The 8,602-nt window shown below is 71.0% G+C and carries 9 protein-coding genes; all 9 read left to right on the forward strand.

What is annotated here, in order from left to right; translation table 11 throughout:
• Positions 1-137: 137 nt before the first annotated feature.
• The 9 genes from AC07OQ_RS24245 to AC07OQ_RS24285 all read left to right on the forward strand — a co-directional run bounded on the left by AC07OQ_RS24245 (position 138) and on the right by AC07OQ_RS24285 (position 8,429).
• Positions 138-1,487, forward strand: coding sequence for a tyrosine-type recombinase/integrase (locus tag AC07OQ_RS24245; RefSeq protein ID WP_495055701.1), 1,350 nt, complete (start codon positions 138-140; stop codon positions 1,485-1,487).
• Positions 1,488-1,500: 13 nt separating this feature from the next.
• Entirely contained in the window at positions 1,501-1,743 is a 243-nt protein-coding gene (locus AC07OQ_RS24250) for a hypothetical protein (protein WP_495055702.1), read from the forward strand.
• 616 nt (positions 1,744-2,359) lie between these two features.
• Positions 2,360-2,731, forward strand: coding sequence for a hypothetical protein (locus AC07OQ_RS24255; protein ID WP_495055703.1), 372 nt, complete (start codon positions 2,360-2,362; stop codon positions 2,729-2,731).
• Positions 2,732-2,793: 62 nt separating this feature from the next.
• Positions 2,794-3,006 (forward strand): hypothetical protein, encoded by a 213-nt coding sequence (locus AC07OQ_RS24260; protein ID WP_495055704.1) that lies wholly within the window; start codon positions 2,794-2,796, stop codon positions 3,004-3,006.
• Between the two features lie 215 nt (positions 3,007-3,221).
• Positions 3,222-3,653: a type II secretion system major pseudopilin GspG gene (gene gspG, locus AC07OQ_RS24265; protein WP_495055705.1), complete on the forward strand. Its 432-nt coding sequence runs from the start codon at positions 3,222-3,224 to the stop codon at positions 3,651-3,653.
• A gap of 25 nt (positions 3,654-3,678) precedes the next feature.
• A complete protein-coding gene (locus tag AC07OQ_RS24270) occupies positions 3,679-4,887 on the forward strand; it encodes a type II secretion system F family protein (protein WP_495055706.1) in 1,209 nt (402 codons plus the stop codon).
• A gap of 98 nt (positions 4,888-4,985) precedes the next feature.
• On the forward strand, positions 4,986-6,506 hold the full coding sequence (locus AC07OQ_RS24275; RefSeq protein ID WP_495055707.1) for a GspE/PulE family protein: 1,521 nt from the start codon (positions 4,986-4,988) through the stop codon (positions 6,504-6,506).
• Entirely contained in the window at positions 6,496-7,872 is a 1,377-nt protein-coding gene (locus tag AC07OQ_RS24280) for a hypothetical protein (RefSeq protein WP_495055708.1), read from the forward strand. Before AC07OQ_RS24275 ends, AC07OQ_RS24280 begins: the two co-directional genes overlap by 11 nt.
• Entirely contained in the window at positions 7,869-8,429 is a 561-nt protein-coding gene (locus AC07OQ_RS24285) for a GspMb/PilO family protein (RefSeq protein WP_495055709.1), read from the forward strand. The genes AC07OQ_RS24280 and AC07OQ_RS24285 overlap by 4 nt, the downstream gene beginning before the upstream one ends.
• Positions 8,430-8,602 lie beyond the last annotated feature (173 nt).

Genomic DNA, 8,602 nt, shown 5'->3' on the forward strand with positions numbered 1-8,602 from the left:
CTCACGTTGCACTCCTGAGCCTGGCGTGCTGCGTCATTTGCGCTCGCGCATTGCCGGAGTTCTGTTAGCCGCTCTTAAAGCCGGGAGGCTAACAACGCATTCCTAGACGGGACTCCTTCATTGCACGGAGTCCTCCAATGCGTTACCCCTTGCCGACCGCGATTGCGGCGGCCCTCTCCAAAGCCCGAGCCCAACACGCGGCCGACGGCGCCCCTGCCATCCCCTTCGTTCCCGAGACCCGCGCCGACACGCGGCAAGCCGAAGCCTTCGCGCTCGATGCGAGCCTGCTGGATTGGAAAACTTGGGAAGCCCAGCTGCTCGGCCACGCCGGCGCGGTGCTGCCCTACCTGCGCTTCACCCATGACGAGCTGCGCGACGAAGCCCAGCGCATCCCGCGCCAACTGGACGAGCTGGTGCGCCAGCAGTTGCGCGAACAGCGCCGGCTGCTCGACAAGGTGCGCGGCATCGAGCCGGACAGCGAGGCCGAAGCCGAAGCCGCTGAACCGGCAGGCTATGCCGCTGCCATGGTCGCGGCGGCCGAACTCCGCTTCGGCGAACTGGTGCCGGGTCAGACCCTCGATGCCCAGCTCGCCCGCGTGCGCGACCGCCGCTACTGGAGCCGCTTCCTGGTGCGCCGCGTGCGTGAGGCCCGCGAGCACCTGAACCTGAAGCTCGGCCTGGTCGGCGCGGGTGGGCGGCAGTATTGCAGCGAGGAAGCACGCGCGCAGCGGCGCACGCAGTTGGCCCGGGAGAACCACATCCTCTACAACCCGGCCAGCGAGCTGGACCTGCCGCGCTGCCCCAAGCACCTGCCGCGCTCCATCCTGTCGGTGCCCGAGGTCGAGGCCATCCTGGGCGAGGCCGACCCCGGCACGCCTTACGGCCTGCGCGACCGCGCCATGCTGGAGCTGCTGTACAGCACCGGCCTGCGCCGCATGGAGGTGGCAGGTCTTGCCCTCTACGACGTGGACGCGACCCGCCGCCTGGTGTTCGTGCGCGAGGGCAAGGGGGCCAAGGACCGGGTGGTGCCGATTGGCGAGCGGGCGCTGGCCTGGCTGGAGCGCTACCTCACCGAGGCGCGGCCCCAGCTCATTGCGGCCGAGCTGCCCGCGCTGTTCGTGACCGACTACGGCGAGCCGGTCAGCCCGGAGTTCGTGGCCAGCCACGTCAAGCGCTACATGGACTTCGCCGGCATCAAGAAGCCCGGCGCCACGCACCTGCTGCGCCACGCCATGGCCACGCACATGCTGGAGGCAGGCGCCGACGTGCGCGTGCTGCAGGCCCTGCTGGGCCACTCGTGCCTGAACACCACCGAGATTTATACGCACGTCAGCATCGAGCACCTGAAGGCGATACATGAGGCCACGCACCCGGCGCGCCTGAAGGCCCGCCAGGGCGCGAACGCGGGCGCGGTGGAGCCAGGCCCCCAGCAGATGCGCGAAGCGCTGCTGCGGGAGCTGGAAACCGAAGAAGACACCACGCACTGAAGGAGCTGCATCCATGCCCCGCAAGACCCATCGCCTGACCCTGCAACTGCCGCCCGAGTTCGTCGCGCTGTGCGAAGACGACGGCGTGACGCCTGAGATGGTCCTGCGCGGCTTCATCGCCGACCTGGCCGGCATCATGAACTGGGCCAGCGACCCGCGCGTGGACGGGTACAGCAGCAACGGCAGCGACGAGCGCCGCATGGCGGGCGAGTATTACGAGCGGGTGGGCTACCCCTGGTTCAACCGCAAGGACTGACCCCGGTCCACCCTGACCCTCGGCCACGGCCCTGGGCTTCTTCCTCTTAGCCGCCACGCGCAACAGCGCGGACAAACCTCTCTTGCGCGCGAGCGCGCAAGCGGGCAAGAATGGGCTCCTGGAGAAAAAATCTAACGTGCTGGGAGGCCGTCTTCTTCATCACCCCGCAAACCCTTGATGCGCCTGGCAAAAATGCTTGCCGGTACGGCGGAGCCGTGCCAGGGCAAACTATTTACGCCTACGTTGAGGGCAACCCGGTCTCGTACATCGACCCGGAAGGTCTAGAGGGCCATCATCTTGTGCCCCAGTCCATTTGGAGGAACGAGTCGCTGCGTCCAGAGACCGCCAGAGTCTTTGATAGAGCAACTACTGGCCCCATCCCGGGCGGGCATAACTACGGGGACGGGCACTCCGCCTATAACAAAGCCGTTAAAGAGATGTGGGAAAAAATGAAGGCTGGCGGAACCGCTTGCCCAACGATGACACCCTCCCAAGCCGAGGACTTCGTTAGGCAAATACGTCAGTCCCAAGACCCAAGAATTCGCGACTTCAATCATCGTATCTATCGCCGAATCATCAATGGTGCGTTCCGAACGGTGCCTCGGGGAGGTAACGAATGAGCGACCCAACCACCATTGAAGAGTGGCAGCGCCTATACGAGGCTGTTCGTGCCGTATGCAGCGCGCATGGAAAAGAACATCCGTTCGGCGAGGGTGATTTCTGGGTTGTAGATGACTGTTGGGGCGGTGTCGGCCAGAAGTTGGTTGTTACGAACCCATCATTCCTTACTCCTGGGCTTGTCAGCGAACTGAGCGCATGCATCAGTCGACTAGGCCTGCTTGGTGCTGAAATCGTGGTCGCTCTTGAGAGCGAGAGCAGCGATGCGACAGGCGCGGGAGCCGGCTTGGTCGTGCACTCCGCAGGGTTTGAAGAGTATTGGGACATTGATGCCTTGCGCTCGAAGTACGGTCATTCGTTCTTCACTTGAATTTGGTGCCCCTCAGCGATTGCAGTCGGTCGCTACAGGGAGCAAACAACTTGCTCCCTGCCATGCACCTCGCTCCCCATCCCTCCTGGTATCTCTTCGACGCTGACGGCCCCGCGCCGCTGCGCCTGCTCACCGACGACGGCCACGCCGACCCGTCGCTGAGCGCCACGCCGCACGGCCCGCTGTTCCTTGAGCGGGACCATGTGGAGGTCTCCATCAATGGTGGGCAGCTTCGCAAGGTTGAAGTTAAATACCGGATAGAGAAAAAACTCTAGGTGGGTCGGTCGCTGCAGGGAGCAAACCACTTGCTCCCTGCCATGCACCTGCAACCCCATCCCGCCCGGTGCCGCAAGCAAACGGCCCGATGGGCCGTTTGTCATTTTCCGCCGCTAGAGTGGCATTCCCACCGCGAACACGGGGGGGAGCAAGCCCTGATTGGCGCATGTTCCCCGGGGTGGAATAGTCGCGGGCCCGGATTCGCTAGGCAGTCATGTCGTCGTCCCTCTCAAACCGTCGTCTGCCGTCTCGCGGCTTCACCCTGCTGGAACTGCTGGTGGTGATGGTCATCATCGGCCTGCTGGCCGGCTATGTCGGCCCCAAGTTCTTCGGCCAGATCGGCAAGTCCGAGGTCAAGGCCACGCGCGCGCAGATCGACGCGCTGGCCAAGGCGCTGGACCAGTACCGCCTCGATGTGGGGCGCTACCCGAGCACCGAGCAGGGCCTGGCCGTGCTGCTTGCCAAGCCGGCCGAGGAGCCCCGCTGGGCCGGGCCCTACCTGGCCAAGGCCCTGCCCAAGGATCCCTGGCACAACGACTACCAGTACCGCTCCCCCGGCGAGCATGGCGACTACGACCTGCTGTCGCTGGGCCGCGACGGCCGCCCCGGCGGTGAGGGCGAGGACGCCGATCTGACCAGCTGGTGAGCGGCCCGCTGCGTCCTCCCCATCCATGCCGCAGTATCTGATCCGCACCTTCGACCCCGGCCTCGGGGCGGCCGCGTCGCGTCGCGTCGAGGCGCCGGACCGTCAGGGCGTGGCCGCGGCGGCCGCCGCGCTCGGCATAGCGCCGCAGCACCTGCTGGAGGTGCGCGAGCTCGACGCGGCGGCCGGCGGCGCCGGCTGGCGCGGCGGCCGAGCCTTCCCGCTGCAGCTGTTCAGCCAGGAGCTGGCCGTGCTGCTGGATGCCGGCATCGCCTTGCTGGAGGCCCTGAGCACGCTGCGCGAGAAGGAAAACCAGGCCCATGTGCGCCAGGCGCTGGACGGCGTGCTCGAGGCCGTCAGCCAGGGCCAGCCGCTCTCGGCCGCGCTGCGCCGCCAGCCGCAGGCCTTCGACGAACTGGTCTGCGCCATCGTCGCGGCCAACGAGCGCACCGGCCAGCTGAGCGTGGCGCTGGCCCAGCATGCGCGCTACCTGGCCTGGGTCGAGGGCCTGCGCTCGCGCCTGATCGCGGCCTGCGTCTACCCGGCGATGCTGCTGCTGGTCGGTTCGGCGGTGATCCTCTTTCTGCTGCTCTTCGTGCTGCCGCGCTTCGCCGGCATCCTCGAGGCCACGAGCGCCCAGCTGCCCTGGGCCTCGCGCGCGCTGATCCTGTTCGGCCAGACCGCCGGCGCCCATCCCTGGCTGGTGCTAGCGGGCCTCGCGCTGCTGGCGGGGGCAGGTCTTGCGCTGTGGCGCCACGCGGGCCTGCGCCAGCGTCTGCAGGCCTCGCTGTGGACCCTGCCGGGCCTGGGGCCGCGGCTGCGCGTGCTGGCGCTGGCGCGGCTGTACCGCAGCCTCGGCATGCTGCTGGGCGCCGGCGTGCCGGCGCTGGCGGCGCTGCGCATCGTGCAGGACGTGGTGGCCGCGCCCTGGCGCGCCGCGGTGGCGGCCGCCGCCGCGCAGGTGGCCGAAGGAGGGCGTTTTTCCGACGCGCTGGAGGACCAGGGCCTGGCCACGCCGGTGGCGCGCCGCATGGTGCGGGTCGGCGAGCGCAGCGGCGAGCTGCCGGCCATGCTGGAGCGCGCCGCCGCCTTTCACGACGAGGAGGCGGTGCGCCTGACCGAGCTGCTGACCCGCGCGATCAACCCGGCCCTGATGCTGATCATGGGCGTGCTGATCGGCGGCATCATCGTGCTGATGTATCTGCCGATCTTCCAGTTGGTGGAGCAAGTCCAATGACGACGGACCAGGGGGCCGAGCGCCGGGCCGCTCCCAAGCCGGCCCCCATCCCCACGGGGGATCGCCCGGCGTACTCGACGGGCGAGGGGCACCATTCATTGGCGGATGTCTTGCCGGCCGAGCAGGGGCCCTGGCATCTCGATTTCGAACGCTGGCCGCAGGCCCAGGCGCAGCGCTGGCGCGCGGTGCTGGCGGTCGGTAGCGCGGGCCGCCTGGTGCTGCTGGCCGAGCGCGAGCGGGACCTGCTGCTGCTGCAGAGCGTCGAGACGCGGCTGCAGGCGCCGGTGCGCTGGCTGCGCTGCGAGGCGGCGGCGGTGGCGCATTGGCTGGGCGCGGGCGAGGCGGATTTCCGTGCGTTGTCCGATGTGGACGAGGGCCTGGCCGAGGCCGGCGGCGGCGCCCAGCAGGCCGAGGAGCTGTCGGCGCTGCGCCTGTCGGAGCAGGCCAGCCCGGTGGTGCGCCTGCTCAATGCGACGCTCTACGACGCGCTGCAGGACGGCGCCAGCGACGTGCATATCGAATGCACGGCGCGCGGCGCCACCATCCGCTTTCGCATCGACGGCGTGATGGCTCAGGTGCGCGCGGTCGAGGGCGCGCAGGTCGCCGAGCAGCTGGTGTCGCGCCTGAAGGTGATGGCCGAGCTGGACATCGGCGAGCGCCGCCTGCCGCAGGACGGCCGCTTCAAGCTCAAGGTGCAGGGCCGCGAGGTCGACTTCCGCCTCTCCATCATGCCCAGCGTGTTCGGCGAGGATGCGGTGGTGCGCGTGCTGGATCGCGCGCGCATCGAAGCTTCGCAGGGCTCCCTGACCCTGGACGCGCTGGGCTTCGGCGCCGAGGAGCGCGCCGCGATCCGCGCCCAGGCGCGCCAGCCGCACGGCATGCTGCTGGTCACCGGCCCCACCGGCAGCGGCAAGACCACGACGCTCTACGCGACGCTGGCCGAGGTCCACACCGGCCAGGACAAGATCATCACGATCGAGGACCCGGTCGAGTACCAACTGCCCGGCGTGGTGCAGATTCCGGTCAACGAGAAGAAGGGCCTGACCTTCTCGCGCGGCCTGCGCTCGATCCTGCGCCACGACCCGGATCGCGTGATGGTGGGCGAGATCCGCGACGCCGAGACCGCGCAGATCGCGGTGCAGGCCGCGCTGACCGGCCACCTGGTGTTCAGCACCGTGCATGCGAACAACGCGTTCGATGTGATCGGCCGCTTCATGCACATGGGCCTGGACCTCTACAACGTGGTGTCGGCGCTCAATGCGGTGCTGGCGCAGCGCCTGGTGCGGCTCATCTGCGGCCATTGCGCCCGACCCTGCGAGCCCGAGGCGGCCACCTTGGCGCGCCACGGCCTGACGCCCGATGGCGGCCAGCGCTTCCTGCGCGGCGAGGGCTGCGGCCATTGCCGCGGCAGCGGCTACCGCGGTCGCCGTGCGGTGGCGGAACTCCTGAAGCTGGACGACGGGCTGCGCGACCTGATCGCGGCACGCGCGCCGATGTCGCAGATCAAGGAGGCCGCACGCGGCCGTGGCATGCGAGCGCTGCGCGCGATGGCGCTGGACGCGGTGTGCCGTGGCGAAACAACCTTCGAGGAGTTGGAGCGTGTCACCCTTGACGAGTGATTCCGGTCTGAAGGGTCGGGTCTTGCGCTGGCGGCGGGGCGTGCAGGCGCGCCTGGCCAGGCCGCGCCTGCAGTGGCTGGGCGGGGCGGGGCCGGAGGCGATCGAGGCCCTGGATGCCGGACCCGGCCAGGCGCTGGACCTCGTCGTGTCCGAGCGCCTGCTGCAGCATCTGGTCTGCGAGCCGGGGCTGCCGCTGGCCGACGAGGCCGCGCTGCAGGCCTATGCGCGCCAGCTGCTGGGCCATTACTTCGGCGCCTCGGCGCAGCGCTGGCCGCTGGCGCCCTGGCGCGCGGGCCCCGCGGCCGGCGCCAGCGCGCTGCATGGCCTGGATCTGGCCGCGCTGCGCGCCGCGCTGCAGGCCCGTCGGGTGGCGCTGCGCGGCCTGCGGCCGGCCTGGGCCGCGCTGCTGCAGCACCTGGCGGGCGCGCAGCCCGACTGGCGGCGCGCGCCGCTGGCCGGTCTGGCCTGGGTGGAGGGCGATCTGCTGACCTGGCTGCTGCTGCACGACGGCGAACCGCGGCAGCTGCGCCACCAGCGCCTCGCGGCGCCCACGGTCGAGGCCCTGATGGAGGGCCTGGCCGAAATCAGGGGCGAGGCCCGGGTGCTGCTGATGGGCTACGGCCTGGATGCCGCCCAGATGCCGGCATTGCCGGGGGTGCGCCAACTGGGCGCTCTGAATGCGGCCGCGCCCGCGCCGGCCTGGTTCGAGCGCCCGGCCTCGCCCTGGGCGCAGGCGCCGCGGCCCGATTTCGCCGCGCCGGCCGAGCCCTTGCACCGCCTGGCCTGGCCCTTGGCCGCCTGCGGCATGCTGGTGCTGGCCGCGGCGGTCTGGAGCAGCTGGGAGGCGCAGCAGCAGCGCGCCGCCGCACGGGCGCGCATCGACGGCCTGCAGGCGCAATTGCAGCGGGGCCGACCGGCGGCCGCGCCGGCGAGCCAGACCGCGGCCAAGGCCGCGGCCGGCCCGCGGGCCCAGGCCGCGCTCGAACAGGACCGGCTGCGCGCCAGCGCCGAGGTGCAGGGCCTGCTGCGCCATCCCTGGGGGCCGCTGCTGGCCAATGTCGAGCAGGCCGGCCTGCCGGCCACCGCGGAGGAGGCCGGCGGCCCGGGCATCAGCTGGCTGGGGCTGGACTACACGGCCGCGCGCCGCGAGCTGCGCCTGCAGGGCCTGGCGCCCGACCAGGCCCAGGCGCTGCAGCTGGTGGAGCGCCTGGCGGCCGCGCCGGGCTGGGGCGAGGTGGTGCTGAGCCGCTTCCAGACCGCCGGCGAGGGCCTGACGGGGCAGCGCTTCGACCTGGGCGCCCGGCTGGCGCCCGAAGCGTTGCGCGCCGATCTGGCGCGGGTGTCGCGAGCCAAGGCCCAGCCATGAGCGGCATGACGGCCTATCTCGGAACCTTCGATTGGCGACGGCCTGCGCGCCGCCTCGGCTGGCCCGGCCTGGCCGGGCTGGCTTCCCTGCTGCTGGCCGGCGCGCTGGAGCTGGGCCTGGCGCGGCCCTGGGGTCATGAGCGGCCGGCGCTGCAGGCCCAGGCCGAGCGCCTGCAGCGCCAGCTGCGGGCCCAGCGCGCCGGCGCTGCGCAGACGGTGGTGACGCCGGAGCAATGGCGCACGGCGCTGCCGGGCGCCGAAGCGCGCCAGCAGCGCCTGGCCGATCTGCTGGAAGCGGCGCTGCGCGCGGGCCTGGCCACGCCGCGCACCGAGCACCGCCTGACCATCGATGCCAATGCCGGCCTGGAGCGCTTGAGAATCAGCATGCCGGTGCAGGGCGGCTATGCGCAGCTGCGCGGCTTCATCGAGACGGCGCTGCGGCAAGACCCGGCCCTCAGCCTGGACAGCATCAAGCTGCGCCGCGCCGCGCCCGCCAGTGCCGAGCTGGAGGCCGAGCTGCAATGGTCGCTGCATGGCCGCCCGGAGGCGGCGCGATGAGCCGGGGCAAGACGGCGGCGCCGATCACCGCGCGCCAGTATGCGCTGGCCCTCGGCCTGGCCCTGGCCGTGGCGGCCACGCTATGGGCCGCGCAGCTGGAGGAGGGCGGCGAGCCGGCGGCGCCCCTGGCCGGCGCGCCGCCCCCGCGCAGCGCCGTCGGCGCGCCCCCCGCC

The sequence above is a fragment of the Roseateles sp. GW821-FHT09B06 genome, from assembly GCF_059418245.1.

Coding starts and splice junctions, on each gene's coding strand:
- AC07OQ_RS24255 (WP_495055703.1), top strand. CDS start 2,360: ATGAGCGACCCAACCACCATTGAAGAGTGGCAGCGCCTATACGAGGCT.
- AC07OQ_RS24245 (WP_495055701.1), top strand. CDS start 138: ATGCGTTACCCCTTGCCGACCGCGATTGCGGCGGCCCTCTCCAAAGCC.
- AC07OQ_RS24285 (WP_495055709.1), top strand. CDS start 7,869: ATGAGCGGCATGACGGCCTATCTCGGAACCTTCGATTGGCGACGGCCT.
- AC07OQ_RS24270 (WP_495055706.1), top strand. CDS start 3,679: ATGCCGCAGTATCTGATCCGCACCTTCGACCCCGGCCTCGGGGCGGCC.
- gspG (WP_495055705.1), top strand. CDS start 3,222: ATGTCGTCGTCCCTCTCAAACCGTCGTCTGCCGTCTCGCGGCTTCACC.
- AC07OQ_RS24250 (WP_495055702.1), top strand. CDS start 1,501: ATGCCCCGCAAGACCCATCGCCTGACCCTGCAACTGCCGCCCGAGTTC.
- AC07OQ_RS24260 (WP_495055704.1), top strand. CDS start 2,794: ATGCACCTCGCTCCCCATCCCTCCTGGTATCTCTTCGACGCTGACGGC.